Genomic DNA, 25,283 nt, shown 5'->3' on the forward strand with positions numbered 1-25,283 from the left:
ATCAGGGCTGGCTATGTTCCAGATGTTCGCTCAGCAGTTGTTCCAGCTCGCGGTGGAGCAGCTCTTCGTCGCCGACGTTGAGCTCGATCATCCGCTTGAGATGGGTGGCGCTGTCGATATCGATGTGGTGGCAGTAGAAACCCAGCTTCTTGCTGGCTTCGTGGGTCAGCTCGACCTGCATTTTGATCTCGATATCGCTACCGCTCAGGATAAAGCTGAGCTGGTACTCCTTGTTGTCACGGCTCTCCCAGTCGTCGGGGCGGATCAGCAGGGCTCCCTGCAAGGAGACGTCGACAAGCTGGGTCTGCCACTTCTGTTCCCCCTGGGTGAGTTCTGCCATGGTCAAGTAGAGGATCCGTGCAAAACGGCGGCGCTCAGACATGCTCATCTCCTGTATGCAATAAGTGTGGACGCTAGGGTCATTGCTCTGAGTGTAATCCACCTTGGTTGCCAGTATCTTGAACTTGCTCCGAAAATGGCATTCAGGCTTGCTGGGTACTTAAGGATTCCACCACATGAAGCGCCTTGACCAGGCGATCTTCCTGTTTGAACCGCTCTTCCAGAACCGGACCCAACTCATTGAGATCATCATCCAGTAGCAGCAATTGGGCCTCGTCGGCATCACTGTATTTGTCGTTGAACTCGAGGGCGAATTCGGTGCTGGTACGAATATGGGGATAGATGCGTTTGGCCAGCTCCAGTGTTTCGCCGCTGGCTTGCTCGAAGGCGGTGACGACGTGGTGGTAGATCTCGAAATGGCCTGCACTGACATAGTCGACCAGCCGGTCGCAAAACTGATGCAGCTCTTCTGTTTTGGGCAGGCTGCGTTGCTTGGTCCGCGCCGGAGTGAGGCCTGCCAGCTGCATGTATCCAACCAGCAACGCTTGCCTTGCATCCAGCCAGTCGTCGATAGCCTTATGCTTGCCTGCCAGCGCCTGCTTGGTCTGTTCCAGTTTCGTCAACATAATCCCTATCCCTCCGTGGGGCAAAGGCTGGCCGAATGTTCGGTATTCCGAGCCGTTTGAGCAGTGACACAACCTATAACTAGGGAAAATCTGGGCAAGCGTCAATAGCCATGGGGGGATAATGTTAAGTGGCGAAGAAATAGTCAGTGGATTGTGTCTGAGTGCTAGCAGGTTTCAGGCCTGCTCACGGTTTTTCGCGTGTGGAATGTGACTATTTCCGCAGATCTTGATGAAAACCCCAGCGTTTGACGCGTTCGGCTCGATAAAGGCTTTGCCTGTGCGTTTTTTTTTGCATAGAGTGACCCAGCGCTAAATGCCCGATCATAAAGGAAATGTTATGAACAAAGCTCAACTTGTCGATGCGATTGCCGCCAAAGCAGATCTGAGCAAAGCTCAGGCCAAAGTGGCTCTGGAAGAGATCATCAATGGTATTACCCAGAGCTTGAAAGAAGGCGATGCTGTGCAACTGGTCGGTTTTGGCACCTTCAAGGTCACCCACCGCGCAGGCCGCACCGGTCGTAACCCGCAAACTGGTAAAGAGATCCAGATTGCTGCTGCCAACGTGCCTTCATTCGTGGCTGGCAAGGCTCTGAAAGACGCCGTCAAGTAAGTCCGAAAGTCTGTTTTGTCCAATGCCAGTCAGCTCGCTGACTGGCATTGTTTTTATGGAATTCTCTCATCCTTCCTAGTTAGTCCTTCCTGACTTTTCCTTCTGTCGGCCTCGTTGCGGCTGAGGCCTTATGCCGTCTGCGGGTTGAATGGCAGCGGCCAGATCCGCTCATAGGCCCAGGTAAAGACCATGATGTAGACGAGGTAGAAGGCGACGAAGCCGAGGTCCAGCATCAGGGCGTCCCAGACTCCCAGATCGAGCCAGAACATGACGCAGGGGAGGGAGAGCATCATAAAGCTCGCCTCATAGCCAAACGCGTGCAGGAAGCGGTCCAGTGGTCGCTTGTTGGTGCGCCCGCACAGTTTGAGCAACCCCTTGTCGAACAACAGGTTCCAGCCGTAGGTCCAGGCAGTGGCGACGATGGAGAAGAAGATGGCCAGCGAACCGACCTCGGCGACGCTCTGACCGAACAGCTGGCTGATCAGCGGTGCGACCAGTGTCAGCCCGATGCCTTCGTAGAGAACCAGATAACGAAGTCGATCCGGGGTGGTGCGTAGTTGGGTGCTACTCATGGGTGAAGTGCCTCCTGTGGGAGGCGCATTCTAATCAGGGAGTGGTTAAAAGAGAAGCATCGGCCCGTCATGACTGGCGTTGAGGGGTATGATGATGCCCCCTCTTTACGATACGTCTCTATTGCCAACTTGGGCGTTAGCCCTGACTGGTCAAGTCTGCGACTCAGGCGCCGGTTGGCGTGACCCGGGCCAGCATTGCAAAGCCCTCTTCCACTTGTGTGAGCTCTACCTTGACCTCCCCCAACTCGGCGAGCGAGGCGACATGGGTGCCGCCACAGGGAATGGTGACCTCCTGGCCTTCCAGCGTGCAGTGCCAGTAACGGGAATCGATGATCGCCTCGCCAGCGCGGCTGCGGCGGATTTCGCTCCCAGCGGCGATCCAGTCGGCCAGCTGCTGGTTGACCTGTTCTTCAATCAACGCCAACTCCGCCAGCAGCGCTTCGCTGTTGACGCCCTTTTTGCGCAGGCTCTTGCCGATGCGGTACTGCTCGCGTGAGCCCATAGGCTCGACCCGCGAGCTTTGAATAGCCAGACGATCGAAGTCGGGCTGACCCAGAGCATCACGCTCGCTTACCTCCTTGCGCCAGTAGGGGATGAGTACCCGGTTGAGGGCCATCGCGGCCAGATGGCAGCCGCTATGGCCCAGACTCAGGGCGTGGCGGGCAGCGCTATCTACTTGCAATTCGACCTGGCTGCCAACGGCTAGCTCATGGTCACCGGTCAGCGGATGGACCACCACGAAATGCCACCCTTCAGCGCCCCGTTTTACCGGAATCGCAGTATCGACAAACAGCTCGCCATCCGGGCTGATGGCCCCCATCCGGCAAGGGCCAATGGCGGCTTCGCCCCCTTCCCAGCGAGCATTGCCCACGTCCCCCGGCTGATCAGGCCAGAGGTGGCTCTGGGGATGAAAGGGGGTGAGGTCGGTGACCAGCAGCGTGGTGTCGCCACGCTGGCAGCAGACCACGCTGGCTTGCTCCTGATGATGGCCCAGCACGAAGCTGGCTCGGGTATGTTCCATGGCAAGGCTCCCGCAACGATAAATGAGAAGAGAAAGCGGCAGCATACGCCAAAGTGCGAAAGGGCTCATTAACCAGTGTTAATGAGCCCCTCTTCTCGGTTTTACTGTTCGCTAGATCATGGCAACCAGCAGATAGGCGTTGAGGCCAATCACCAGCGCAACGATAAGGCGGCCGATGGCTTGTGTGACCGGATGGTTGCGATGTTGTCCCATCAGCGCCTGATCGCCGGTCAGCATCAACAGTGGGATCAGGGCCAGCGCGATGCCAAAGCTCAGGATAACCTGGCTCAACACCAGAATTTCGGTGGTGTTGAGCCCCATGGCGATTACCACGAAGGCGGGAGCCATGGTGATGGCGCGACGCAGCCAGAGCGGGATGGTAAAGCGGACAAAGCCCTGCATCACAACTTGCCCGGCCAACGTGCCCACCACGGTAGAGCTGATGCCGGAGGCGACCAACGAGAGGCCAAACAGGGTGGCTGCAGCCTGACCCAGCAGCGGAGTGAGGGTCTGGTAGGCGGATTCCAGCTCCGCTACCTGCTGGTGGCCCGAGCTGTGAAACGCGGCGGCCGCCATCGCCATCATCGCCAGATTGACGAAGCCTGCGATGGTCATGGCGATTGCCACATCGACCCGGGTGGTGTGCAGCCGTTGGCTGACCGAGCCCTGCTCCTGCGTGTGCTGGGTCAGTGCCGAGTGCAGATAGATAACGTGGGGCATCACGGTGGCACCGAGCACACCGGCGGCCAGATAGACGGCATCGCTGTTGGGCAGACCGGGGAAGAGGGCGCCCTCCAGCAGGCTGGGCAGATGGGGGCGGGAGAAGATCAGCTCGACGATGTAGGCCGCCGCGACAAATAGCAGCAGGCCGCCGACCACGAACTCCAGCGGTTTCTGGCCACGGGACTGCAGCATCAGGATCCCCCAGGTCACTACGGCGGTGATACAGGCTCCCTCCAGCAGGGTGACGCCAAGCAGCAGCTTGAAGCCGACTGCGGCGCCGATAAATTCGGCTAGGTCGGTGGCCATGGCGATGATCTCTGCCTGCACCCAGTAGGCCCAGACCGCCGGTTTCGGCAGTCGGTCGCGGATGTGCTCCGCCAGATTCTTGCCGGTGACGATGCCGAGCTTGGCCGAGAGGGTCTGCACCAGCATGGCCATCAGGTTGGCCCATACCACCACCCAGAGCAACTGGTAGCCAAAGGTAGAGCCCGCCTGAATATTGGTGGCGAAGTTGCCCGGGTCGATATAGCCGATGGCGGCGATAAAGGCAGGCCCGAGCAGGGTCAGTTTGAATTTGCGGGCTGGAATCGTAGTCGTCAGTGCGGGTTGCATGGCATCACCCTCCATAAGGATATGGAGAGAGAATAGATCTAAGTGATAATCATTATCAATTGTTGTTTCTGATGATTTCCATCGGGAAAAACATTTAAGGCGGTCAGTTGCAGTGAGGGATGTGATTTCGTACAATACGCCGCCCTAGAAAAGCAGCGACTAAACACCTTTATGTTCCTTGCCTCCGAGGTCTGGCTGCACCTGGGCGGAGGCTGAATTAATCCGTAAGGAGCTAAAATGCGTCATTACGAAATCGTCTTCATGGTTCATCCGGACCAGAGCGAGCAAGTTCCCGGCATGATCGAGCGTTACACCGGCGCCATCACCACCTCCGGTGGTACCATTCATCGCCTGGAAGATTGGGGCCGTCGTCAGCTGGCTTACCCGATCGACAAACTGCACAAAGCCCACTACGTTCTGATGAACGTAGAAGCAGAGCAAGCCGTTATCGATGAGCTGGAAACCAACTTCCGCTTCAACGATGCCGTTATCCGCAACATGATCATGCGCACCAAGCACGCCGTGACTGAAGTTTCTCCGATGGCCAAGGCCAAAGAAGAGCGCTTCACCCGTCGTGACGACGAGCGCCGCGAAGAAGCTACTGAAGCTGCTTCCGAAGAGTAATTCTGGATCACTGACTAGAGGATAAAGGCCATGGCACGTTATTTCCGTCGTCGTAAGTTCTGCCGCTTCACCGCCGAGAACGTTACCGAGATCGACTACAAAGATATCGTTACTCTGAAAAACTACATCACTGAATCTGGCAAGATCGTACCGAGCCGTATCACCGGTACCCGCGCCAAGTATCAGCGTCAGCTGGCACGCGCCATCAAGCGTGCTCGTTACCTGGCTCTGCTGCCGTACACCGATCTGCACAACAAGTAAGAATCGGCCCGGCACTTAAGCCTAACTCAACGAAATTTATAGAGGAAAGGTAATGCAAGTTATCCTGCTCGACAAAATCGCCAAACTGGGCGGTCTGGGTGACCAAGTTTCCGTGAAATCTGGTTATGCCCGTAACTACCTGATCCCGCAAGGCAAAGCTGTTATGGCCACCAAGGCCAACATCGAAGCTTTCGGTGCTCGTCGCGCTGAGCTGGAAGCCAAACTGGCTGCCAACAAAGCTGCTGCTGAAGAGCGTGCTGCCAAGCTGGCCGAACTGGCTACCGTGGTTATCGCTTCCAAGTCTGGCGACGAAGGTAAGCTGTTCGGTTCCATCGGTACCCGTGACGTGGCTGAAGCCATCACTGCTGCCGGCGTAGCCGTTGCCAAGAGCGAAGTCCGCATGGGCAACGTTCTGCGTAACACCGGTGACTACGAAGTTGCTGTTCAGCTGCACGCTGACGTTAAAGCAACCGTACAGATCCAGGTTGTTGCCCTGTAATAGCGATTCGCTTTTGCAGAAAAAACCCGCGCTTTTGCGCGGGTTTTTTATTTTCCGGCCCGGGGGTAGAGTGAGGTCTGTTCCACTGGAGGAGATCCTTATGGCTTGGGTAGAAGGCCGCGTCATCGAACGCATCGAATGGACACCCACCCTGTTCTCCCTGCGGGTAGCGGCCGAGCTGGCCCCCTACAAGGCAGGCCAATTCACCAAGCTGGCCCTCGAGCAGGGCGATCGCCGCATTCAGCGCGCCTACTCCTTCGTCAATCCCCCCTCTTCGCCATACCACGAGTTCTATCTGGTCGAGATCCCGAGCGGTGAGCTGACTCCGTCCCTCGGCTCGCTGCAAGCAGGCGATACCCTGCTGGTACAATCCCAGGTCACCGGCTTTCTGACGCTGGATGAGGTGCCTGCCGGGCGCGATCTCTGGCTGCTCTCGACCGGCACTGCCATCGGCCCCTTCCTCTCCATGCTGGCCGATGGGGAAGCCTTCAACCGTTTCGAGAATCTGGTGCTGGTGCACGGGGTGCGCAAAGGCGAAGAGCTGAGCTATCAGGATTTGATCGCCAGCTTTACCGAGCAACATGGCGAGCGCTTTCGCTATGTCCCCTTTGTCAGCCGCGAGCCCTGGCCCGATGCAATGGCAGGGCGGATCCCGGCGGCGATTGCCAATGGTCAGCTGCAGGCTCGAGTGGGGTTGGAGTTCTCACCAGAGCTGAGCCAAGTGCTGATCTGCGGCAATCCGGAGATGGTGAAAGAGACCCAACAGACCTTGCTGACGCTGGGGTTGGCCAAGAATCTGCGGCGGGCGCCGGGCAATATCAGTGCGGAGAACTACTGGTAACGCAGCATAACGGCGGGGCCACTACTGGCCCCTGACCATTACTGGTTATTACCCTGAGGGGCGGAGAGTTGGTTGGTGCTGGGGGGCTGGTTGCGATTCTCTTCATCTTCCAGATTGAATTTGACTGCCCTGCAGTCGGCCGGGGTGGTTTCGCCGACCCCCAAGTCGAGGCAGTCGTTCTGGGTCCAGCCGAACTCTTTGTCATCCCAGTCCAGATTGAATTTAAGCTCATCGACGGAGAATTCGGAGCCACTGCTCTCTTGATATTGCTGTGTCGCTGCGGCGCTGCCGGTAACCAGAAGAAGGGAGAGTAGCAACGTGGTCTTACTGTTCATGATGGCCTCGGATAATTGCAACGGTGGATGAGTGTACAGACCGGAGCTGAACCCGGGCGGAACTGTTCCCCATCTCACTACATGATCAAGTCAGGGAGGGATTGTATCGCTTTTCTGCTGCCGATTTGTCCGTTTTGGTCGCACTCTGGGCAGCTGGTTGCCAATCTGAAGGAATTCAGTCATTTGCCCTTCTCTGGGCGAGTCTGGCGACTATAATCGGCAGCCAACTTTTCCTGCACAGCACATCCCTTCATCATGACCACACAGGACTCCTCCACATTGCGCTACCCCAAGGGGTGGTTTGCTCTGACGACGGTATACAGTTTTACCGGGTTGGCCATTCTGGCTTCCATTATCTTCTCGCTGCTGCTGTTCCTCTCCATCGATGACAACCCGCTGATGAAGTGGCTGTTCGGCGGCTTGGCCATCATCTTCGAGCTGGGCAAGTTTTACGTCTGGTACGAGTACGGCGAGCGCAAGGCGCGGCGGGATTTGAGTGGCGCTTTCTGGTCGCTGTTGTTCTACAGCGTGCTGGCGGCCATCTCCATCGGCGGCAGTATTGGTGGCATCAACAGCGCCACCAACACGGTACTGAGCCAGCAGGCGCGCCACGAGCGGGAGCTGGCCCGTTTCGACGAGCAGATCGCCAGCATCGAGCGGCAGATCCAGCTCAACGAGGAGGCGGCCCGCAAATACATCGAGCTGGAGCGCATCTCCAGTGGCGTCTCCTCGTTGCAGCACGCCAACACCAAGCTGCGTTTGCAGCAGGATGAGTTGCGTCAGCAGCGCGATGCCAAACCGGTCAACGAACAATCTTCCATGCTGGGGCTGATGAGCAGTCTGGCGGACGGGGTGGGGATGAGCATCAGTCAGGTGCAGTTCCTGCTGGTCTGCTTCCTCTCGGTGTTGCTCGACGTATTCGGTGCCTTCTTCGTCAGCCTGATCGGCGAGGAGAACCGCTTTCGCCGGATGTGGCGTGGGCAGCAGGACAAAGCTCGCAGAGAGGCACAGGAAGCGTTGGCGATGGCGGCACAGCCCGAGCCCATGATGCCCCCAGAACCGGCCCCCGAAGTGCTGGCGCAGGTGCGCGGTGCGCTGGTGAGCGGTGAGCTAAAGTGCAGCAAACGCTCGGTGGCGCAGGCGTTGTCACTCTCGCTGGAGGAGGTGGATCGGGTGTTCCACCATCTGCTGTCACAAGGGGTGCTGGGGCAGGGGAGCAATCGCCACTACTACCTCAATCCGGCGTTGGAGCAGCAACCCGGATAGTGAGAAGGCCACCGAAACTCGGTGGCCTTTTTCGTTGTCGAGTGGCTGTGGCACTCAGTGAGTCAGCACCATCATCAGGCTGAGGAAGGCGGCCAGTCCGCCACCGATGCCGATGATCCAGTAAAACCCCTTGGCCCCCTGTTTGAGCGGGATGCGGAAGTAGAGTAGAAACGCCCACCACCCCAGTGCCAGCAACAGAGGAATAAGAAACATTCGAGCCATGGTGTCCTCGCTGTTATTCTGTTGACCCTTGATCAATCAACAGGATGGATAGTGCAATGACGCAACTACAGATTACCGCATTCGGTGACCCCTCGGTACTCAAGCTCAACCCTTCCCTAGATAAGGTGCCAGCCGATGGTGAAGTGCGGGTGCGCATCTGTTTTGCGGGGGTCAATCCCATCGATGCCAAGACCCGTGCCGGCCTTGGCTGGGCGGCGGCCGAGAACAAGGACCAACTGCCTTGGACGCCGGGTTATGACGTCTCCGGCGTGGTAGAGAAGGTGGGCCTCGGCGTGACCTCGCTGGTCGAGGGGGATCTGGTATGCGGCATGGTCGGTTTTCCCCTCACCGCCGGTGGCTACGGGGAATCTGTGGTGGCAAGCGAGAGCGAGCTGGTCAAGCTCGACGGGGTGAGCCTTAGACAGGGGGCGGCGCTGCCCCTTGCCGGTCTCACCGCCTGGCAGGGGCTGCTTGAGCACGGCGCACTCCAGAGCGGTCAGCGGGTCTTGATCCTCGCTGGCGCCGGAGGTGTCGGCCATCTGGCGGTGCAGCTTGCCAGCGCTTATGGCGCCGAGGTGGTGGCCACCGCCAGCCCTGATAACCATGGCTTCCTGCACGCTCTGGGGGCGCGCTGGATGGTGGATTACCACGAAGCGAACTGGCCAGCACGGGTGGTGGCAGAGGCAGGCCCGGTCGATCTGGTACTGGATCTGGTGGGCGGCGAAAGCGGCAAGGCGTCGCTCGCCTGCGTCAAGCCGGGTGGCCGTCTGGTGACGGTGCCCACTATTACCGCCCAGCTGATCAAGGATGCGGGTGCGGCGGCGGGTATCGAGGTGGTCGGCATGCTGGTTCACCCTGACCAGAAGCAGCTGGGTCAGATGTTGATGCTGCTGCGTCAGGGAGATGTGCATATCACCATCTTCGGTGAATATGCGTTGGCGGAAGGGGCGCTGGCCCATCAGGCCATCGAAGGGGGCCATGTGCGCGGCAAGCTGCTGCTGCGGATGCCTGCGGCCGACGGCCTGCCCGGATGAATGGCATTACCGAGATGGGGCTGGGGTGGCTCTTTTTAAGCGCATTCACTTCTGCCACCCTGCTGCCCGGCAGCTCCGAAGTGCTGCTGGGGGCCATGGCGGCCAAGGGGGAGTGGAGCATGGCGAGCTTGCTGCTGTGGGCGACGCTGGGTAATACCCTTGGCTCCATGACCACCTGGTGGCTCGGCTGGCTCGCCACCTTCAAGAAAAAACCGGAAGATTTTCAAGGCCGTGGGGAACAAAAAGCCTTAGGCTGGCTCAAACAACATGGTCACTGGTGTCTGCTGCTTGCCTGGACGCCGGTGGTTGGTGATGGTCTCTGTCTGTTGGCCGGTTGGCTGCGCCTCTCCTTCTGGCGCTCTCTCATTTTGATCGGGCTCGGCAAATTGTTCCGTTATGCCCTGGTTTTTCTGCTGGCCAGTCACATTTTCTAGCCTGTTTTTGTCACTCACGAGGTTACCGTGAACAAAGTCATACCTTTAACGATTCTGCTGGGCTTCACCCTGCCGGTGATGGCGGCACCGACCCTGATCGCCGAACAGGGCAAGGAGGAGGGCAAGCTCGCCATCCCCTACCAGATGTACAAGCTGGACAACGGCCTGACCGTGATCCTGGCCCCCGATCGCTCCGATCCGCTGGTGCACCTCGATGTGACCTATCACGTCGGTTCATCCCGCGAGACGGTCGGCAAGTCCGGTTTCGCCCACTTCTTTGAGCACATGATGTTCCAGGGCTCGAAACACGTCGGTGATCAGGAGCATATGCGGATCATCAACGAGGCCGGTGGTGACATGAATGGCACCACCAACAAGGACCGCACCAACTACTACGAGACTGTGCCTGCCAACCAGCTGGAAAAAGTGTTGTGGCTGGAGGCGGATCGGATGGGCTTCCTGCTCGATGCGGTGAGCCAGAAGAAGTTCGAGATCCAGCGCGCCACCGTCAAGAACGAGCGGGCCCAGCGGGTTGATAACCAGCCGTACGGGCTGGTGAGTGAGAAGGTGGGCGAGGCGCTCTATCCGCGTACTCACCCCTACTCCTGGCAGCCTATCGGTTACGTGGAAGATCTCGACCGGGTCGATGTGAACGACCTCAAGCAGTTCTTCCTGCGCTGGTATGGCCCCAACAACGCCACCCTGACTCTGGGCGGCGACTTTGACAGCAAGCAGGCCCTCGAATGGATCGAGAAGTACTTCGGCTCCATCCCGCGCGGCCCGCACGTGGCCGAGCCGACGCCAAAGCCGGTGACTCTGCCCGAGACCCGCTACGTGACGCTGCAGGACAAGGTGCACTTGCCGCTGCTCTATATCAGCTACCCCACCGTCTCTCTTGGCGATCCGCAGGAGCCGGCGCTCGACATGTTTGCCGACGTGCTGGGCGGCTCCGCCAGCTCCATGCTCTACCAGTCGCTGGTGAAAACCGGCAAGGCGATCGATGTGGGGGCGTCCCACTACTGCGAAGAGCTGGCTTGTACTCTGACCGTCTACGCCTACCCAAATCCGTCGCAGGATGGCAGCCTCAAGACCCTCAAGGGGGAGGTGGACAAGGTGATCGGCGAGTTCGCCCAGCGCGGCCTCAAGCCGGAAGATCTAGAGAAGGCGATCGCCAAGTACCGCGCCTCCGCCATCTGGGGTCTGGATAGCGTCTCCGGCAAGGTGAGCCAGCTCGCCATGGGTCAGGTGTTTGCCCAGGATCCCAACTATGTGTTCAAGACGCTGGATGCCATCGGCAAGGTGACACCGGAGCAGGTGAAGGCCGCCTACGACAAGTTCATCGCCGACAAGCCTGCAGTGGTGCTGAGCGTGGTGCCCAAGGGCAAGACAGAGTGGCAGGTTGCCACCCCGAACTTTACCCCCGCCAAGCGCGAGCTGCCGGATTACAGCAAGCATGACGAGGCGCTGGCCGAACGACCGGTAAAAGACAATTTCGATCGCAGCGTGCAGCCCAAGGCGGGCGAGGCGGTGAGCGTCAAGGTACCCTCCATCTGGCACGGCAAGCTCGACAAGAACATCGAGATCATCGGCACCAAGAGTGACGAGATCCCCGCCGTCTCCATCATGATCGCCCTGCCGGGCGGCATTCGTGCCGAAGATAAAGGGCAACTTGGGCTGGCCAATCTGACCGCCGCCATGATGGGACAGGGCACGGTGCGCCTGACCGAGGCTCAGCTGAGCGACGAGCTGCAAAAGTTGGGCTCAAGCATTGATGTCTCCAGCGCCCAGTACAACAACCTGATCACCGTCAGCTCGCTGGCGGACAAGCTGCCCCAGACCCTGGCGCTGGTGCGCGAGGTGCTGGAGCGTCCGGGCATGCGGGAGGCGGACTTCGAACGGGTCAAGGCACAGCTGCTGCAAGGGATGCAACAGGCCCAGCAACAGCCCGAGTGGCTGGCCGGGCAGGCGTTCCGCGAGCTGGTCTACGGCAAGCAGAACCGCCTCGGTCAACCTACCGATGGGGTCGCGGCCGATGTGGCCAAGCTGACCCTGGCTGACGTGAAGCACTTCTATCAGGCCTACTACAACCCCACCAACGCCAAAGTGGTGGTAGTCGGTGATGTGGGCCAGAAGCAGATCGAGGAGCAACTTGGCTTCCTGACCGAGTGGAAGGGGGCAACGCCGACCCTGGGGGATCTCAAGCTCAAGGGTGAGCAGGCCAAGCCGGGCATCTATCTGGTCGACAAACCGGGGGCGCCTCAGTCGGTGATCCGCATCGGTCGTCGCGCCATGCCGTTTGATACCACGGGGGATTACTTCACCGCCGGGCTGATGAACTTCAATCTGGGTGGCAACTTCAACAGCCGCATCAACCTCAACTTGCGGGAAGACAAGGGCTACACCTACGGCGCCAGCTCGGGTTTCTCCGCCAACCGCGAGGTGGGCAACTTCGCCACCGGCGCCAATGTGCGGGCCGATGCGACCGTGGATGCCATTCGCCAGTTCCTCAAGGAGATGGATAACTACCGCAAGAGCGGCCCGACCCCGGTCGAGCTGGCCTATATGCGCAGTGCGGTCTCCCAGCAGGATGCCCTCTCTTACGAGACTCTCGGCCAGAAGGCTGGCTTCCTGCTGCAGATGGTGATGTATGACCTGAAACCGGACTATGTGCAGGCCCAGAACAACCTGATCAAAACGGTGTCACCCGAGGCGCTGAAGGCCAGTGCCGCCCGTTGGCTCAATCCGGCCGACATGGTGATCGTGGTGGTGGGAGACAAGCAAAAGCTTGAAAAACCCCTGAAGGAGCTTCATCTTCCCATCTATCCGCTGCAGTTGCCGTAACTGACGCTTTATAAAAATCAAGAGCCGCCCCGGATGGGGCGGCCTCACATGAGCCGTGAATATGACTACAACAAGCTTGTCGCTCACCGAGTTGCTGAATGCGTTGGGATCACCGGAGCGCCTCACCGCGCTCAAGGGGATCCGGCGCGGGATCGAACGTGAATGCCTGCGCATCACGCCGGATGGCCGACTCGCCCAGAGTGACCATCCCCGGGCGCTGGGTTCGGCCCTGACCCATCCCAATATCACCACCGACTACTCGGAGAGCCTGCTGGAGTTCATCACCCCGGCCACCGATTCCATCGACAGTCTGATGGAGCAGCTCGGCGACATCCATCACCATGTGATTCAGCATCTGGGTGACGAGCGGATTTGGCCGCTCTCCATGCCCTGCTTCGTCGGCGGAGAAGAGAGCATCCGGTTGGCCCAGTACGGCAGCTCCAACATCGGCAAGATGAAGACTCTCTACCGTCAGGGGTTGAAGAACCGCTACGGCAGCCTGATGCAGGTGATCGCCGGGGTGCACTTCAACTTTTCCATGCCCGACAGCTTCTGGAGCGAGTGGCAAGATCTGGTGTGCGAAGGGTGCTGCAGCCAGCGCTTTATCTCCGACAAGTACATGGGGCTTATTCGCAACGTCTACCGCTTCGGCTGGCTGGTGCCCTATCTGTTTGGCGCCTCCCCGGCCATCTGCGAATCTTTCCTCAAAGGGCGCAAGAGCAACCTGCCGTTCGAGAAGACCGGCAAGGGCACCCTCTATCTGCCTTACGCCACCGCGCTGCGTCTCTCCGATCTCGGTTACACCAACAGCGCCCAGGCTGGGCTCAAAATCAGTCACGACAATCTGCCGGCCTATGTCAGCAGCCTGCGCCGCGCCATCAATACCCATGATCCCGACTTTGCCAAGATCGGGGTCAAGGTGGATGGGGAGTATCGTCAGCTCAACGACAACGTGTTGCAGCTGGAGAACGAGCTGTACGCCCCGATCCGCCCCAAGCGTACCCCGCGCAGTGGCGAGAAGCCCTCGGATGCGCTGGATCAGCGCGGCATCGAATACATCGAGCTGCGCACCGTGGACGTCAACCCCTTCACCCCGCTCGGTATCGATGCAGACCAGATCCGCTTCTTCGATCTGTTCCTGGTCTGGTGCCTGCTGCGCCCGTCCGCGGTGCTGAGTGACGAGGAGATTGCCCGCAACCGCCGCAACCAGAACAAGGTAGTGCTGGAAGGGCGTCGTCCCGGCCTTGAACTGGAAGATGAGCAGGGCAATGCCATTGGCCTCAAAGAGTACGGCCTCAAGCTGTTCGACGAGCTGGCTCAGGTGGCCGAATTGCTGGATCGCTGCTGCGGCCGTAACCACTATCGCAAAACGCTGGCAATGCACCGTGAGAAGCTGCTCAATCCGGATTTGACCTACTCCGCCCGCATGCTCAAGGAGCTGCTGGAGAGTGGCAAGGATAACGGCTGCTACGGCGACAAGCTGGCGACCCGCTATCGTGAGGAGCTGCTGGCAGGGGAGCTGCAGTACTGGGATGAGGCCTACTTTGCCGGTGAGGCGAAGGATTCGCTGGCCAAGCAGCGGGAGCGCGAGCGCAGCGACAGCGTGTCGTTCGACGACTTCCTGGCCGACTACTTCGGTACCAGTACCACCACAGCCTGATATCAAATAAACCAGAAGCCGCTCGATGAGCGGCTTTTTTATTGGTTAAGGCTTTATGGATTGCGGCTGAGGCAAACCAGCCAGATGACGTAGTTGGGTCAGCAGATAATCCCGGTAGAACTGCCCGAACAGTTTGTTTGGCTCTATTGAGTCTAAAAATGTCTGGCGCAGCCGCTCCAGATTGCTGGGCAGGCGGCGCACATGGGTATCGATCCAGACGATATTGCCGGCAGGGGATAGCATCAGGTTGCCCAGATGAAGATCCCGATGATAGTAGCCGTGCTTGGCCAAATGATAGATATCCTGAGCGAGCCGATGCAGCAGAGCCAGGCGATCGCTCTCGCCTGCCTGTTTGAAGTAGTGTTCGCCGGAGCAATGCTCCGCCAGATAGTGCACTGCCAGGAAAGAGGCATGGGGATTGAGCGGATTGAGGGCGATCCCGGCGGCCTTGCAGGGAACCACCTGTAGCCCGGCCTTGCGCAGGCGGCGATTGCTTTGCCACTCGCGCAGGGCATCGATATGACCCACCAGACGCTTGCCGAGCAGATCCCGACACCACCAACCAAGGCTCCAGCGCGGGTACTTGTCTGGCACTATCTTGCACAGGCTGTTGCTGGCGGGATGTAACCAGAATTGGCTGCTGGCAATGCACTCTAGCCTGCGGGTCAGCTCGCTCTGTTGCAGGATCCAGTGATCCAGTCCGAGCTCGTCGTGGAGCAGCAGGTAATAGTGTTTCTTGCCGTGCAAGTCGAGAGTGGTCAGCGTCATGGCATCGGGCGTCAAATGGGGGAGAGGAATCTCATCCATGAAGCGTGATGAGTATCTGAACCACTTTATGCCTCCCTTGCTGACCGAGGCTGAATGAGCAACAAAAAAAGCCGTCCCGGGAGGGGACGGCTTGTTGGGGAGGATATAGAGGCGATATCAGACGTGGTTGTACATCGCCTCGATTTCGCTCTGGTACTTGGCCTCGATGATCTTGCGGCGCAGCTTCATGGTGGGGGTGAGTTCACCCAGCTCCATGGAGAAGGCGCTCGGCAGCAGGGTGAACTTCTTCACCTGTTCGAATTTGGCCAGCTCTTTTTGCAAGTCGGCGATGCGGGCTTCGAAGAACTCCATTACCCGGGAGTGGCGCAGCAGCTCGGTCTTGCACTGGTACTGCAGGTTGATGGATCGAGCGTACTCCTCCAGCGACTCGAAGCAGGGGACGATCAGCGCAGAGACGAAGTGGCGGGCATCGGCGACGATGGCGATCTGCTCGATAAAGCGATCCTTGCCGATGGTCCCTTCTACCAGTTGCGGGGCCACGTACTTGCCGTTGGAGGTCTTCATCAGCTCCTTGAGACGCTCGGTGAAGTAGATATTGCCCTGGCTGTCGAGCTCACCGGCATCGCCGGTACGCAGGAAGCCATCCTCGGTCATCACCTCGGCGGTCGCGTCCGGCTTGTTGTAGTAGCCGCGCATTACTGTGGGGGAGCGCACCAGCAGCTCGTTGTTCTCACCCAGCTTCACTTCGATGCCGTTCAGTGCCGTGCCAATGGAGCCGAGCTTGAACTGGCTATCCTCGTAGCAGCAGACGGTGGCGGTGGTCTCGGTCATGCCGTAGCCGTACTTGAGATTGAGCCCCATCGCCTGGAAGAAGAGGTTCACATCGTCGGCCAAGCGGGCGCCCGCCACCGGCAGGAAGCGGGTACGACCGCCAAAACGGGCGCGCAGCTTGCGAAACACCAGTCGCTCGGCGAGCCAGAGCTGGCTGTAGAGCAGTGGGGAGGCGGACTTGCCCGCCTGACGGGTGGCAACCATCTGCTTGCCGACCCGGGTGGCCCAGCCAAACAGGGCGCGGCGCAGAGCCGGCGCCTGAGCAACTTTGGCCTGGATCATGGCGTAGGCCTTCTCGTAGAGGCGCGGCACGGCGCACATCACGGTCGGCTGCACCTCGCCAATCACATCCATCACCTTCTGCGGATCGCGGATATAGACGTTCTCGGCGCTGCAGTAGAGCACGTAGTAGCTCCAGGCCCGCTCGAACACGTGGCTGAGCGGCAGCATGCAGAGCGACACATCCTGCTCGTTGAGGTCGAGGCGGCTGTTGTGCATCTCGAAACAGGCGGCGATGTTGCTGAAGTCGAGCATGACCCCCTTGGGCTCGCCTGTGGTGCCGGAGGTGTAGATCAGGGTCAGCAGATCATCCATCCGGTACTGGGTTTCCCGCTCGCGCAGCTCTTGCTCGCTGGGCTGATGATTGCCGGAGACCAGAAATGTCTGGAAGTGGCTCGCCTGCTCGCAGCCGCGCAGATTGACGTTGCCATCGAGGGCGATGAGCTGGCGGATCTCGCCGCTTTCAATCAGTTGCAGCGCCTGATCGAACTGAGGTTGTTCGCCAACGAACAGCACCTTGATGCCGGCATCTTTGACGATGTAGCGCAGCTGATCGAGCGTGCTGGTGGGGTAGATAGGGACGCTGACACCGCGGGCAGCAAGGATGCCGAGATCGGCCTGGGTCCACTCCGGCATGTTGCGGGCATAGATGCCGACCATTTCGGTTGGCTGGTGGCCGGCACGGATCAGCGCCTGTGCGCAGTAGTCCATGGCCTGGCCCAGAGTACGCCAGCCGATGGCGCGCCACTGGCCATCTTGCTGAACCCGCAGGGCAGCCTTGTTGCCAAGCTGGGCAATACGTTCACGCATCAGTCGAACCAGATGAAGCTTCGGCATCAGTTAAACATCCTTTAATTACAGTTGTACGCCCGCGAGGGCACTAAAAATCGGGCTAGAGTTTAAACTCCAACATTACAGCTTACAAGTGTTCGCCGTTTGTCTTGGATCACAAAGAGCGCAAATAGCTCTCCCTTTGCGCAGACTGGCCGATACTGCTAGGAGGCAGAGAGAGGGTTAACGATATGAATCTGTGGGTGAAAGGGGCGTTAGCCGCGGTCGGGCTGATGGTGGTGGGGGGCGCTGCGTTTTGGTTCTTTGCCGGAACGTCATCACAGGGGCCCGCCAATCCCTGGTATCAGGGGGCCGAGGGGTATCAGCAGGCCCAGCAACAGGCGCTGGCGTTGGGCTATCCGCTGCTCTATGTGCTGGAGACCCCCAAGTGCCGCCGCTGCGGCGATCTGGAGAAGAAATTCTGGCAGAGCAAGGAGATGGCTGGCCCGCTTGCCCGGCTGGTGAAGGTGCGGCTTAACCCGGGCAAGGGGGATGGCAGCGAGCAGATCTTGCGCCGCTTTCCCAAGGTGGCCACACCGCCCGGCATCTATATCCAGCAGCCGGGGCAGCCCCTCAGACCCATCAAGATAGTGGTGGATATCGACCAGCTCTGGATGCCGGGGAAAACCTGGCAGCGTGGCTTCTATATGCCGCTCTCCGGGGCCGGATTCGAGGCGGTGGTGCACACCACTCTGGCCTTGCAGGATCCCGCGCTGGACAACGCCCCCCTCGATTGAGGGGGACAAAAGGCTTGGGCGCGACGAACAGGCTGGATCAGCCGAAATCGAACAGTCGCGACATCAGCACCGCATCTTCCCGGTCATTGCCGGTGCCGTAGTAGTCGGCGCGGCGGCAATACTCGGCAAAACCGGCGCTCTCGTAGAGGTTGATGGCGGTCTGGTTACCGGCCCGCACCTCGAGAAACCAGGCCTCTGCTCCGGCTTGTTTGCTGCGCGCCAGATAGGCCTGCAACAGCGCCCGTCCCAACCCCTTACCCTGAAACGCCGGATGTACGCAGATGTTCATCAGCGAGCTGTCACCGGCCACCAGATCCGAGATATAGAAGCCCGCCGGGCGACCATCGACCAGCATCAAGCCGTTGAGATAGCGAGGGCCGAAGCAGGAGAGCAGGTTGGCCTCACTCCACGGCTCCTTGTGAGCGGCTTGCTCAATGGGGTAGACAAGGTCGAAATCGCTCTCGAGCAGGGGACGAAACTCAGACATGGGGGCTCCGGATGGCAAGGTGTTGGGCACTGGGGTTGGCAGAGGCGGTATTTGTAAAATCAGGTAAAAAGAGCAGCCTCACAGTGGGTCTTGGCGGCATGATGCAGGATCACGCCGCGTTGGCCGCAAGGTGCTGGCGCAGCTGTTGCCACAGGGCGCGCTTTTGCGCGGCGCTGGGGGCGAGCGGGCAGATCAGCGCATCAGGCCGCTCGGGGTTGGCCTCTGTCAGCCAGAGCAGGGGGGAGGCGCCCGCCGTTTGCAGATCGGCAGGCGGCAGCTCGCTGAGCAGTGAGACCTCATCGGGGGTCATGCCGAGCAACTGGCAGATATCCGCCAGCAGCGTGGTGGCAGGCAGCTGAGGCGCCAGCAACCAGAGTTTGCCGCTGGGCAGCGGAGCGCGAGTGGCCGGTGCCGTCTGGCCAGTCTGTGTGGCGTTTTGCGCAAGCTCGGGCGCGAGATCTGCCCCCAGCAATGCCGGACGACGCAGTTGCCAGCTTTGAATGCCCATGCGGGCCAACATGCTCTGACGAACGGGATCTTGCATCTGGGGCGACTCACTCTTGATCTGCATTGGGGAAAATTGTGTTGCGCAGGGTACACTCGAACCGCTTTTGCTGCACCCTTTGCAACGCATCATCTGGCGCATGCGGGCATGGTACTCATCATGACACTGGCTATGCATGGGCGCAGCACGCTGCCGATATGGTATCGCACTGCCCTTGCGTTTATTCCTGCCAGAGGCGGGTATTGTGCGGCAAGAGATACCAGAATAAACATCATAACAAGACAAAACCCAAGGTCGAGCAAATGGATATCGCGCCTTGGGGCTAACATCATCCCAGCTTCGGAACACTCTCTATGTCCTCTTTAGCTCAAGCCCAGAACCCTGCGCGTTTTATTCCCATCCAGGAGCGGTTGCCCCGGCTGCTGGCCGCCCTCGGTGAAGGGCTCTACGAACGGCAGGATGCCCTGCGCCTCGGTCTGCTGGCTGCCCTCAGTGGCGAGAGTGTCTTCTTGCTGGGGCCACCCGGTATCGCCAAGAGCCTGATTGCCCGCCGCCTCAAGCTGGCGTTTTTTGAGGCCCGCCACTTCGAATACCTGATGACCCGTTTCAGTACGCCGGAGGAGGTGTTTGGCCCCCTCTCCATTCAGGCGCTGAAAGAGGACGGCAAATACCTGCGCCTCACCTCCGGTTATCTGCCGGAGGCCGAGGTGGTGTTCCTCGACGAGATCTGGAAGGCGGGCCCCGCCATCCTCAACACCCTGCTCACCGCCATCAACGAGCGGCAGTTCCGCAATGGCGACAGCCAGCACCCCATCCCGATGCGCTTGCTGGTGACCGCCTCCAACGAGCTGCCGGCGCCGGATAGCGGGCTGGAAGCGCTCTACGACCGGATGCTGGTGCGGATCTGGATGGACCGGGTGCAGGAGAAGTCGAACTTTCAGGCGATGCTGGCCAGTGATGGCCATGCCCACCAGAACTTGCCGGAATCCTTGCAGATCCGGGGGGATGAGTACGAGCAGTGGCAGAGCCAGATTGAGCAGGTACGGCTGCCTGATGCCTGTTTCGAGCTGATCTATCAACTGCGCCAGCAGCTCGACAGCCAGCTGGCCCACCGCTGTTATGTGTCGGATCGCCGCTGGAAGAAGGCGGTACGGCTTATCAAGGCGAGCGCCTTCTTCAATGGCCGCGACGAGGTGGCCCCCCTTGACCTGCTGCTGTTCAAGGATTGCCTCTGGCATGACGAGGAGTCCCGCACCACCCTGATGGAGATGATGACCGAGTTCTCCCGTCTCTATGGTTATCAGCAACTGGCGATGACCCGTCAGCTACTCGCCCTTCGGGATCAGTTCAAACAGCTGAAACAGAGCGTGGCCCAGCGCCTGTGCACAAAGGCCCGCCAACGCAAGCAGTGGTTTGGCCGGCGGGCTCGGGGCATCGAGATCCCGCTTGCCAATGCCAGACCCTTTGGCAAGCAGGTGCACTTCCATCTGCTCACCCCGGCGCCGCTGGATGGCAGTGATCCCGAGCGTCTCACCCGCACCCTGGTGTTCGATCGCACCCTGCTCTCCCATTGGCATCCCACCGGTGAGGCGCTGGTGGGCTATGAATTCGGCAACCCGAAAGAGGGCCATTACGAGCTGGTGCTGGACGATGAGCTGCGGCTGCAGGTGCTCGATATCCAGCGCCAGCAGATCCCGTTGGTGCTGATGGAGCGCAACGCCATCCCCGAGGTGGTGCTGGCGCCTTGGTTGCAGTCGCTCGACGAGCAGCTGGTTCAGGTCGGCAAGGTGATGCAGATGCTCAAGCAGCAGCGCAGCCTGTTCGAGCGTCACCAGCAACACCTCTTTATCGACTCACGCTGGTTGCAGCAGGTGGAGGACAGCTTCTTCGTGCTGAACCGGGATCTCGAACTGCTGCGCAGCGAGCTGACCCAATGGCGCGAGCGGTTGCCAAGGCTGGACGAGTAAGGAGCGCTCATGCTTGAGATCGGCATGCTGGATCTGGGCCTTCTCATGGGAGAGGGTGAGCTGGCGGGAGAGGTGGTGGCGCTGCTGGCGGCCTCGCCCAAGATTTCCGAATTTATCAAACGATCCCCGCTACAGGGCAAGCTGTTGAAAAAGCGCCTGCAGAGTTGGGGTGAGCAGCTTGGTGAGGAGATCCGTCACAAGCCGGTGCCGGTGGCGCTGGAGCAGGAGTACCTGCTCTATCAGGCGCACCGGCAACTGCCGATGACCGAGCTGATTGGTCGTTTGCCCGGCCTGCTGGAGTCGCTGGAGCAGTACAGCCCCTTCGCCGGTGAGGCCAGATCCTTGGTGCGTCAGCTGACGGCCCACCCCACCGAAGGGCTGCGCCAGCTCTTTATCGACAAGTGGCGCGCCAGTCTGGTGGGGTGCCTGCTGCAACTGCAACAGCAGATCGCCGAAGCGGAGCGGGAGAAGCAGCGTCAGGAGATTGAAGATCAGCTGCTGGCGAGCCGCACCCTGGCTGATGCCCTAGATCCCAACAAAATTTCGGCTGGTGGCCTGTGGGATCTGGCGCAGGGGCACTGGCACAAGCGCAGTCTGGTACTGGTCAAGCAGTATGCCCGCATGTTGCAGCGCGAGCCCTTGCTGGCGGAGATTGCAGGCCTGCTCGGCCGCAGCGAGCGGGATCGGCGGGCGCAGGAGCAACCTGTGCCGCCGGTTCAGGTGCTGGAGCTGGAACCAACCCCCAGCGACGATGTGCCGGACGACTTGGTAGGAATTCATCAGGCCAGCGATCTGATGCGGTTACTGCCAAGTGAAGCTGTGATGCTGGGGCTGCCGGAGCTGGAGCTGGAGTTCTATCGCCGCTATCTGGAGCGGCGTCTGCTCAGCTACCAGTCACGTGGCACCTTGCCGCGCCAGCGCATCATGCTGCGCACCCCGGAGCAGGGGGGGCAGCAGTTGCAGCAGCGAGGCCCCTTTATCGTCTGCGTCGATACCTCCGGCTCCATGGGGGGCTACCCCGAGGAGTGTGCCAAGGCGCTGTTTCTGGCGTTGCTCAAGGTGGCGATGGATGAGAAGCGCGGCTGCTACCTGATGCTCTTCTCCACCGAGGTGGCGACCCTCGAGATCACCGCAGATACCGGGCTGGACAAGGCGGAACGCTTCCTCTCCATGAGTTTTCACGGCGGTACCGACCTGGTGCCCTGTCTGGAAAAAGCGCTGGCCAAGCTCGATGATCCCGCCTTTGCCAAGGCGGATGTGCTGGTCATCTCCGACTTTATCGCCCAGAGCCTGCCCCATCCCCTGCTCGATCAGATGAACCGCTATCGCCAGCGCCAGACCCGTTTTCACGCCGTCGCCATGTCCCGCCACGCCAAGCAGGCGCTGTTGCGGGTCTTTGACAACAGCTGGCTGCTCGATTGCGGCCTGCGTGGTCGGCTGCTGCGGCGTTTTCAGCACAATTAACTATTTTTTAGTTATGAATAGTGCTTGATGGTTGCTTTGGTAGTTTATTCTGGCGCCAATGCGGAAGGATGGAGGGAAAATGTGAAGTTTTATCCGTGTTGTGTACTGCTGTTGGCATTGAACACCATGGCTGAGCCGGTTTCACCCCTTCAGTTGGAGAGTGAGCTCAATACGCTGGAGCAGACTTACCTCTCTGATCGCGAATTGGGCTTGCGAGTTCAGCGATTGAAGCGGGATTTGTCCGCTTACACATCGGCACAGCAGACGCGGATAACTCGCTTGGCCTGCAGACTGCAATCGGCAAACGAGACGGCGGAGTATCGTCAGGCTATGTTTTATGCCGACGAACAGCTTCAGCGTGCTACTGCACAAGGCGATCAATTTGCCCGCAGTGATTTTTTCATGTGCCGTGGCTGGTTTCACCAACTGCTCGGAGAAAACGATAAGGCTCGCCAGGATTATGATCTGGCACTGACGTTGGCTCGTGATATCGGTTCCCTCAAGCAACAGGCAAGTGCTCTCTCCTATCGAGGTTCCCTCTTTTCCTTTCAGGGCCACCCCGCCAAGGGACTCAGAGACCTGATGAACGCTTTGCATATCTATGATGCTCTTGATCTTCCGGGCTGGTATGGAAAAGTTCAGCTGGAAATCGCCGCGACCTACCGCCGTATGGGGCTAATGGGGCCTGCCAATCGCTTGTTGGATGAGCTGGAGATGAAATTACCTGCCAACAGCGATCCTGATATTTTTTACGAGTTTTATCGGCAGAAAGCGATGGTGGCCAATAGCATGGGGCAGTATCAAGAGGCCATCGACGAGCTGGATAACGCGGCGGCGCAACACAATGAATTAACTCCTGTCGAAAAAGGATTATTGCAGCTGGATAGGGCCGAAGCTTTGCTGGGACTGGACAACTATCAGGAGGCCATGGTTCAGCTTGAGCAAGCTGGCATTGTGTTTCAATCAGAGATTGATCCTTTATTTAACAGTTATTGGCACTTGCTGATGGCGCAGGGAGAGAGCATGACAGGAAAGTATGGTCATGCGCTTGAGCATCTTGCTATGGCTGAACCGACCCTGGTGCGTGAAGATAACCAGCGCTTTCTTATCAAGTTGACATGGCTGCGCAGTCAGGCGTTTGAGGGGCTTGGAAAAACCGCTGATGCGTTGGCGCAATTGCATCGTTATGTAGAACTGAAGCGCGCCTTTGAGCAGGAAATGCAGGAGCAGAGCACCGAATGGGTTCGTAGTCAGTTTGAGCTGGCTCGTCAGGAGGGTGAAAACAAACAACTGCGGGTTGAGCAGCTATTGCAGCAACAGGAGCTGGCTCTGGCCAAAGAGCGTCGTTTCTGGCTGCTGGTGGTGATGGTGCTTTGCGGGGTACTGGCGCTGCTGACGATGGGGTGGCTGCTGGATCGCAACCGTCGGATGCGTCGTCTGGCCTTTACCGATGAGCTGACCGGCATCAACAACCGCCGTCGGGTGCTGCGGCAGGGCAGCGATATGCTGGCGCTGGCTCGCAGGCAGGGCACGCCATTTTGTCTGCTGGTGTTCGATATCGATCACTTCAAGCGGATCAACGATACCCTGGGCCATCATCAAGGAGACAGGGTGCTGCAATGGGTCTCTCGGGCGGCAGATCGTCAGCTGCGGCATCAGGATCAGTTGGGGCGTACCGGTGGAGAGGAGTTCTTGATCCTGCTGCCGGATGCCAGCCTTGAAGAGGCGTGCAGGGTGGCTGAGCGGATCCGTCACACGGTCGCCAACCGGGCGCTGCCCGGCATGTCGTACCCGGTAACCATCAGTATCGGATGTGCCTCTCTGCGAGATGATGATCAGGATCTGGTGGCCTTGATCCAGCGTGCCGACAATGCGCTGTATCGTGCGAAAGAGGCGGGTCGCAACCGGGTGGAAACAGACGAGTGACGGGCTGGGTATTGTCACTCAGCAGGATGTCATCGCCATTTGGGAGCACTCTGATACGGCGATGGGACTCGTCCCCAGCACTCGTTCTTGCCTGCGATGGCAGATTGGCAAGCACGAGCGCAGAAGACCGTCAAAAGGGCGTTATGCCCAGGCGCTTCCGCCATTGAGGTGAAGCACTTCACCATTCATGTTGTTATTGCTCATCAGGAACAGCGCGGCCTGCGCATAATCTTCTCCCTCTCCCAAGCGTTTCAACGGCAGGCTTTGCGCCACGGCAGCCACTTTTTGTGGGTCATTGCCCAGCGCTTTAAGCAACATGGGAGTGCGCATCGGGCCCGGGTTGATGACGTTGATCCGACGGGGGGTCAGCTCAGTCACCAGACTGTGAGCCAGCGTTTCAACCGCGCCAGCTGCAACGGCAGGGAGTGCTTTACCCAGTTGTGGGCGGCGCGTCACCATCCCGGACGTGAGCACGATGGAGCCGCGTTCGGACAGTTTGGGTGCTGCGGCGCGGATCGCATGAACACTTCCCCAGAAGCGGCTGTCCATGTTGATTTTCAAATCCTCGATGGCAGCGGTGAGAAAGCTGCCTGGTCGCATGACGGCGGCGGTGATGACGAGATGATCCAGCGAATCCAGCTGGCTGAAAAAGTGATTGACGGAGTCGACGTCGAGAATATCCAGTTGATGGCCACTGGCATTTGGGCCCAATTCAGCCAGTGCAGTGGCAAGCTGCTCACGGCTGGAACCGCCGATAATGACCTTGGCGCCTTGCTCGATCGCTTGTTGGGCGGTGGCCAGGCCAAGACCCGAGGTACCACCGATAATGACGATCTGTTGATTGTGCAGGGTGGAATGTTTCATGTAATGACCTCTCCATTATGTAGATACGATTTACATATTTGTAGCTGGATAGGGAAAGTCCAAGTATGAAAATTTATCAAGAGTGGTTGTTGCTGGCATGGGGA

The 25,283-nt window shown here is 59.3% G+C and carries 26 protein-coding genes; 14 read left to right on the forward strand and 12 right to left on the reverse strand.

The features are described from left to right. Position 1: 1 nt before the first annotated feature. On the reverse strand, positions 2-382 hold the full coding sequence (locus ACTG1P_RS16700) for a PilZ domain-containing protein (RefSeq protein WP_005340482.1): 381 nt from the start codon (positions 380-382) through the stop codon (positions 2-4). A 100-nt stretch (positions 383-482) separates the two neighbouring features. Beyond that, complete coding sequence (locus ACTG1P_RS16705; RefSeq protein ID WP_005340483.1) at positions 483-965, reverse strand: Rsd/AlgQ family anti-sigma factor; 483 nt, start codon at positions 963-965, stop codon at positions 483-485. A gap of 337 nt (positions 966-1,302) precedes the next feature. Here ACTG1P_RS16705 and hupA point away from each other — a divergent pair, with 337 nt between their 5' ends. Continuing rightward, complete coding sequence (gene hupA / locus ACTG1P_RS16710; RefSeq protein ID WP_005340484.1) at positions 1,303-1,575, forward strand: nucleoid-associated protein HU-alpha; 273 nt, start codon at positions 1,303-1,305, stop codon at positions 1,573-1,575. A 128-nt stretch (positions 1,576-1,703) separates the two neighbouring features. Here hupA and ACTG1P_RS16715 read toward each other — a convergent pair whose 3' ends face one another. The 3 genes from ACTG1P_RS16715 to ACTG1P_RS16725 all read right to left on the reverse strand — a co-directional run bounded on the left by ACTG1P_RS16715 (position 1,704) and on the right by ACTG1P_RS16725 (position 4,503). Beyond that, positions 1,704-2,147, reverse strand: coding sequence for a PACE efflux transporter (locus tag ACTG1P_RS16715; protein ID WP_440001752.1), 444 nt, complete (start codon positions 2,145-2,147; stop codon positions 1,704-1,706). 163 nt (positions 2,148-2,310) lie between these two features. Beyond that, positions 2,311-3,168, reverse strand: a complete 858-nt coding sequence (locus ACTG1P_RS16720) for a hypothetical protein (protein ID WP_440001753.1) — start codon at positions 3,166-3,168, stop codon at positions 2,311-2,313. Positions 3,169-3,279: 111 nt separating this feature from the next. Continuing rightward, on the reverse strand, positions 3,280-4,503 hold the full coding sequence (locus ACTG1P_RS16725) for an Nramp family divalent metal transporter (RefSeq protein WP_440001754.1): 1,224 nt from the start codon (positions 4,501-4,503) through the stop codon (positions 3,280-3,282). Positions 4,504-4,740: 237 nt separating this feature from the next. Here ACTG1P_RS16725 and rpsF point away from each other — a divergent pair, with 237 nt between their 5' ends. The 4 genes from rpsF to ACTG1P_RS16745 all read left to right on the forward strand — a co-directional run bounded on the left by rpsF (position 4,741) and on the right by ACTG1P_RS16745 (position 6,728). Further along, positions 4,741-5,127 carry a 30S ribosomal protein S6 gene (gene rpsF, locus ACTG1P_RS16730; RefSeq protein ID WP_005308887.1) on the forward strand — a complete coding sequence of 129 codons (387 nt, stop codon included), beginning with the start codon at positions 4,741-4,743 and terminating at the stop codon, positions 5,125-5,127. 30 nt (positions 5,128-5,157) lie between these two features. Continuing rightward, entirely contained in the window at positions 5,158-5,388 is a 231-nt protein-coding gene (rpsR, locus tag ACTG1P_RS16735; RefSeq protein WP_005308890.1) for a 30S ribosomal protein S18, read from the forward strand. Between the two features lie 52 nt (positions 5,389-5,440). Continuing rightward, on the forward strand, positions 5,441-5,887 hold the full coding sequence (gene rplI, locus ACTG1P_RS16740) for a 50S ribosomal protein L9 (protein ID WP_005340490.1): 447 nt from the start codon (positions 5,441-5,443) through the stop codon (positions 5,885-5,887). Between the two features lie 100 nt (positions 5,888-5,987). Further along, entirely contained in the window at positions 5,988-6,728 is a 741-nt protein-coding gene (locus ACTG1P_RS16745; RefSeq protein ID WP_440001755.1) for a ferredoxin--NADP reductase, read from the forward strand. 38 nt (positions 6,729-6,766) lie between these two features. Here ACTG1P_RS16745 and ACTG1P_RS16750 read toward each other — a convergent pair whose 3' ends face one another. Next, positions 6,767-7,063: a hypothetical protein gene (locus ACTG1P_RS16750; RefSeq protein ID WP_440001756.1), complete on the reverse strand. Its 297-nt coding sequence runs from the start codon at positions 7,061-7,063 to the stop codon at positions 6,767-6,769. Positions 7,064-7,318: 255 nt separating this feature from the next. Here ACTG1P_RS16750 and ACTG1P_RS16755 point away from each other — a divergent pair, with 255 nt between their 5' ends. Beyond that, positions 7,319-8,329: a Preprotein translocase subunit SecY gene (locus ACTG1P_RS16755; protein ID WP_440001757.1), complete on the forward strand. Its 1,011-nt coding sequence runs from the start codon at positions 7,319-7,321 to the stop codon at positions 8,327-8,329. Between the two features lie 54 nt (positions 8,330-8,383). On the opposite strand, the gene ACTG1P_RS16760 is transcribed toward ACTG1P_RS16755, so the two are convergent. After that, a complete protein-coding gene (locus ACTG1P_RS16760) occupies positions 8,384-8,551 on the reverse strand; it encodes a hypothetical protein (protein WP_005308905.1) in 168 nt (55 codons plus the stop codon). Positions 8,552-8,607: 56 nt separating this feature from the next. On the opposite strand from ACTG1P_RS16760, the gene ACTG1P_RS16765 reads away from it, so the two are divergent. The 4 genes from ACTG1P_RS16765 to gshA all read left to right on the forward strand — a co-directional run bounded on the left by ACTG1P_RS16765 (position 8,608) and on the right by gshA (position 14,520). After that, entirely contained in the window at positions 8,608-9,585 is a 978-nt protein-coding gene (locus tag ACTG1P_RS16765; protein ID WP_440001758.1) for an NADP-dependent oxidoreductase, read from the forward strand. Next, positions 9,582-10,019, forward strand: a complete 438-nt coding sequence (locus ACTG1P_RS16770) for a YqaA family protein (protein WP_005340498.1) — start codon at positions 9,582-9,584, stop codon at positions 10,017-10,019. Before ACTG1P_RS16765 ends, ACTG1P_RS16770 begins: the two co-directional genes overlap by 4 nt. A 27-nt stretch (positions 10,020-10,046) precedes the next feature. Next, positions 10,047-12,860 (forward strand): M16 family metallopeptidase, encoded by a 2,814-nt coding sequence (locus ACTG1P_RS16775; protein ID WP_440001759.1) that lies wholly within the window; start codon positions 10,047-10,049, stop codon positions 12,858-12,860. Between the two features lie 61 nt (positions 12,861-12,921). Then, entirely contained in the window at positions 12,922-14,520 is a 1,599-nt protein-coding gene (gene gshA / locus ACTG1P_RS16780) for a glutamate--cysteine ligase (protein ID WP_440001760.1), read from the forward strand. 45 nt (positions 14,521-14,565) lie between these two features. Here the strand turns inward: gshA and ACTG1P_RS16785 are convergent, their stop codons facing one another. Then, complete coding sequence (locus tag ACTG1P_RS16785; RefSeq protein WP_440001761.1) at positions 14,566-15,327, reverse strand: lipopolysaccharide kinase InaA family protein; 762 nt, start codon at positions 15,325-15,327, stop codon at positions 14,566-14,568. 117 nt (positions 15,328-15,444) lie between these two features. Then, complete coding sequence (locus tag ACTG1P_RS16790) at positions 15,445-17,235, reverse strand: AMP-dependent synthetase/ligase (RefSeq protein WP_440001762.1); 1,791 nt, start codon at positions 17,233-17,235, stop codon at positions 15,445-15,447. A gap of 227 nt (positions 17,236-17,462) precedes the next feature. On the opposite strand from ACTG1P_RS16790, the gene ACTG1P_RS16795 reads away from it, so the two are divergent. Next, positions 17,463-17,966, forward strand: coding sequence for a hypothetical protein (locus tag ACTG1P_RS16795; protein ID WP_407705286.1), 504 nt, complete (start codon positions 17,463-17,465; stop codon positions 17,964-17,966). A gap of 37 nt (positions 17,967-18,003) precedes the next feature. Here ACTG1P_RS16795 and rimI read toward each other — a convergent pair whose 3' ends face one another. Further along, positions 18,004-18,453: a ribosomal protein S18-alanine N-acetyltransferase gene (gene rimI, locus ACTG1P_RS16800; RefSeq protein WP_439965141.1), complete on the reverse strand. Its 450-nt coding sequence runs from the start codon at positions 18,451-18,453 to the stop codon at positions 18,004-18,006. 109 nt (positions 18,454-18,562) lie between these two features. Then, on the reverse strand, positions 18,563-18,997 hold the full coding sequence (locus ACTG1P_RS16805; RefSeq protein ID WP_440001763.1) for a DNA polymerase III subunit psi: 435 nt from the start codon (positions 18,995-18,997) through the stop codon (positions 18,563-18,565). 314 nt (positions 18,998-19,311) lie between these two features. Here ACTG1P_RS16805 and ACTG1P_RS16810 point away from each other — a divergent pair, with 314 nt between their 5' ends. The 3 genes from ACTG1P_RS16810 to ACTG1P_RS16820 all read left to right on the forward strand — a co-directional run bounded on the left by ACTG1P_RS16810 (position 19,312) and on the right by ACTG1P_RS16820 (position 24,315). Then, positions 19,312-20,925 (forward strand): ATPase RavA domain-containing protein, encoded by a 1,614-nt coding sequence (locus tag ACTG1P_RS16810; protein ID WP_440001764.1) that lies wholly within the window; start codon positions 19,312-19,314, stop codon positions 20,923-20,925. Between the two features lie 9 nt (positions 20,926-20,934). Then, positions 20,935-22,389 (forward strand): ATPase RavA stimulator ViaA, encoded by a 1,455-nt coding sequence (viaA, locus tag ACTG1P_RS16815; RefSeq protein ID WP_440001765.1) that lies wholly within the window; start codon positions 20,935-20,937, stop codon positions 22,387-22,389. An 81-nt stretch (positions 22,390-22,470) separates the two neighbouring features. Further along, the gene (locus tag ACTG1P_RS16820) at positions 22,471-24,315 is read left to right on the forward strand and encodes a diguanylate cyclase (RefSeq protein WP_440001766.1); all 1,845 of its coding nucleotides are present in this window, start codon (positions 22,471-22,473) and stop codon (positions 24,313-24,315) included. Positions 24,316-24,456: 141 nt separating this feature from the next. Here the strand turns inward: ACTG1P_RS16820 and ACTG1P_RS16825 are convergent, their stop codons facing one another. Then, positions 24,457-25,179, reverse strand: a complete 723-nt coding sequence (locus ACTG1P_RS16825) for an SDR family oxidoreductase (RefSeq protein WP_139402495.1) — start codon at positions 25,177-25,179, stop codon at positions 24,457-24,459. Positions 25,180-25,283 lie beyond the last annotated feature (104 nt).

Source organism: Aeromonas sp. 11P (genome assembly GCF_051920165.1).
Classification (GTDB): Bacteria; Pseudomonadota; Gammaproteobacteria; order Enterobacterales; family Aeromonadaceae; genus Aeromonas; species Aeromonas veronii.

What these genes read in the sequence shown, in the direction of transcription:
- ACTG1P_RS16810 (WP_440001764.1), top strand. Translation starts at nt 19,312, where the DNA reads ATGTCCTCTTTAGCTCAAGCCCAGAACCCTGCGCGTTTTATTCCCATC.
- ACTG1P_RS16720 (WP_440001753.1), bottom strand. Translation starts at nt 3,168, where the DNA reads ATGGAACATACCCGAGCCAGCTTCGTGCTGGGCCATCATCAGGAGCAA.
- ACTG1P_RS16795 (WP_407705286.1), top strand. Translation starts at nt 17,463, where the DNA reads ATGGTGGTGGGGGGCGCTGCGTTTTGGTTCTTTGCCGGAACGTCATCA.
- ACTG1P_RS16745 (WP_440001755.1), top strand. Translation starts at nt 5,988, where the DNA reads ATGGCTTGGGTAGAAGGCCGCGTCATCGAACGCATCGAATGGACACCC.
- ACTG1P_RS16790 (WP_440001762.1), bottom strand. Translation starts at nt 17,235, where the DNA reads ATGCCGAAGCTTCATCTGGTTCGACTGATGCGTGAACGTATTGCCCAG.
- ACTG1P_RS16760 (WP_005308905.1), bottom strand. Translation starts at nt 8,551, where the DNA reads ATGGCTCGAATGTTTCTTATTCCTCTGTTGCTGGCACTGGGGTGGTGG.
- viaA (WP_440001765.1), top strand. Translation starts at nt 20,935, where the DNA reads ATGCTTGAGATCGGCATGCTGGATCTGGGCCTTCTCATGGGAGAGGGT.
- ACTG1P_RS16805 (WP_440001763.1), bottom strand. Translation starts at nt 18,997, where the DNA reads ATGCAAGATCCCGTTCGTCAGAGCATGTTGGCCCGCATGGGCATTCAA.
- rplI (WP_005340490.1), top strand. Translation starts at nt 5,441, where the DNA reads ATGCAAGTTATCCTGCTCGACAAAATCGCCAAACTGGGCGGTCTGGGT.
- ACTG1P_RS16765 (WP_440001758.1), top strand. Translation starts at nt 8,608, where the DNA reads ATGACGCAACTACAGATTACCGCATTCGGTGACCCCTCGGTACTCAAG.
- hupA (WP_005340484.1), top strand. Translation starts at nt 1,303, where the DNA reads ATGAACAAAGCTCAACTTGTCGATGCGATTGCCGCCAAAGCAGATCTG.
- gshA (WP_440001760.1), top strand. Translation starts at nt 12,922, where the DNA reads ATGACTACAACAAGCTTGTCGCTCACCGAGTTGCTGAATGCGTTGGGA.
- ACTG1P_RS16700 (WP_005340482.1), bottom strand. Translation starts at nt 382, where the DNA reads ATGTCTGAGCGCCGCCGTTTTGCACGGATCCTCTACTTGACCATGGCA.
- ACTG1P_RS16825 (WP_139402495.1), bottom strand. Translation starts at nt 25,179, where the DNA reads ATGAAACATTCCACCCTGCACAATCAACAGATCGTCATTATCGGTGGT.
- ACTG1P_RS16705 (WP_005340483.1), bottom strand. Translation starts at nt 965, where the DNA reads ATGTTGACGAAACTGGAACAGACCAAGCAGGCGCTGGCAGGCAAGCAT.
- ACTG1P_RS16785 (WP_440001761.1), bottom strand. Translation starts at nt 15,327, where the DNA reads ATGGATGAGATTCCTCTCCCCCATTTGACGCCCGATGCCATGACGCTG.
- rpsR (WP_005308890.1), top strand. Translation starts at nt 5,158, where the DNA reads ATGGCACGTTATTTCCGTCGTCGTAAGTTCTGCCGCTTCACCGCCGAG.
- ACTG1P_RS16715 (WP_440001752.1), bottom strand. Translation starts at nt 2,147, where the DNA reads ATGAGTAGCACCCAACTACGCACCACCCCGGATCGACTTCGTTATCTG.
- rpsF (WP_005308887.1), top strand. Translation starts at nt 4,741, where the DNA reads ATGCGTCATTACGAAATCGTCTTCATGGTTCATCCGGACCAGAGCGAG.
- ACTG1P_RS16725 (WP_440001754.1), bottom strand. Translation starts at nt 4,503, where the DNA reads ATGCAACCCGCACTGACGACTACGATTCCAGCCCGCAAATTCAAACTG.
- ACTG1P_RS16750 (WP_440001756.1), bottom strand. Translation starts at nt 7,063, where the DNA reads ATGAACAGTAAGACCACGTTGCTACTCTCCCTTCTTCTGGTTACCGGC.
- ACTG1P_RS16770 (WP_005340498.1), top strand. Translation starts at nt 9,582, where the DNA reads ATGAATGGCATTACCGAGATGGGGCTGGGGTGGCTCTTTTTAAGCGCA.
- rimI (WP_439965141.1), bottom strand. Translation starts at nt 18,453, where the DNA reads ATGTCTGAGTTTCGTCCCCTGCTCGAGAGCGATTTCGACCTTGTCTAC.
- ACTG1P_RS16755 (WP_440001757.1), top strand. Translation starts at nt 7,319, where the DNA reads ATGACCACACAGGACTCCTCCACATTGCGCTACCCCAAGGGGTGGTTT.